The sequence below is a fragment of the Escherichia sp. XD33 genome (assembly GCF_019375075.1).
Classification (GTDB): domain Bacteria; phylum Pseudomonadota; class Gammaproteobacteria; order Enterobacterales; family Enterobacteriaceae; genus Enterobacter; species Enterobacter flexneri_A.
In genome coordinates this window covers 1-1057 of sequence record NZ_JAENDM010000207.1, presented here as the reverse complement: position 1 = coordinate 1057, position 1057 = coordinate 1, and the positions used below count along the sequence as shown (strand labels likewise).

Genomic DNA, 1057 nt, shown 5'->3' with positions numbered 1-1057 from the left:
AAAAAAACCTGTTTTTGCAGATACTTGCGTATTTGCGAGAATCGTTTGCGGTTGGGGGAGCTGTGACGACGGCAACCGCACGCGTGAGAGTTCCGCTACCGGCGCAGAGAGTTTCATCGACAGCGGACACCTGATGAGTTGCCACAAAAACCGTATGTAGCGCGGCTAGATTGGTTGAGTTAGACCTTGGCGGCAGTTCCCGGTATGTGGTGGCGTGACGGGTGAGATGGTGCGGCGAAGACGCATACGTCACGCAGGCGCGGGTTCTTCCACCGACGCGCCCCGTGATCGATGGCCTTGGCTCCGTCCGGCATATCGAGAGCGGCAAACTACCCGTCCCTTCACTGGGAGGGGTGAGTTGTTGCCGTTCCCTCCGACCTTCCACCATCCAGCATATCGCACGATCCCATGAGCACCGCAACAACTGATAACTCCAGAGCAAAAAAAAAAAAAGGATCTGCATCATGTGAGAGTGATCCCACCGCTCGCCGCAGCCCCAGCGACCGAACGTAGTGAGCGAGTGGGCGAGGAAGCGGAAGTGAACCGGAAACCACATTGAGCACGTACGCACCTATGCCAGATCCGCGCGTAGCGCGTCGCGAAATCGAAAACATTGAACACCGGCAGGCAAACGCACCACCACGCAGCGGAATTAATGATGATCTGGGCTTGTTTCAAGATCGAGCCTGATTGCCTTAAGTTTCTGTAATATATTGTCTTTTGGGTATCTCAGTTCGCCTGTTTTTGTGTCCACTAGTCCGGCCTCGATCAGTAACCCCGCCGCAAGAAACAGGCGGTGATTGCGTTCCCGTCGTTGTGTTTTCCCCTCCATCCGTTTTTGGTTGGCCTGTTTGCGTGCGTTCTCCTGTGCCTGTAGCTCGTTTTTTTCTGCGGTTGCCAGGACGTGGAGTAGTTTGCGCTCCTGTTCTGTTAGTCCGGCTTCGTTATCGAGCAGGTCAATGATCTGCCTCTGTCGTGCGGTCTGTTCTCCGAGCTTCCTGATAAAGCCGATTCGTTTCTTCAACCAGTCGATGTTGCTGATGCGCATGTTTGGGAT

Annotated in this window: 1 protein-coding gene; it reads right to left on the bottom strand. The window is 54.5% G+C overall.

Going from position 1 to position 1057, the window contains the following annotated elements; all coding sequences use genetic code 11:
* Positions 1–652 precede the first annotated feature (652 nt).
* Positions 653–1057: hypothetical protein (locus K0778_RS26310; protein ID WP_201276759.1), on the bottom strand; the 405-nt coding region annotated here is incomplete at its 5' end.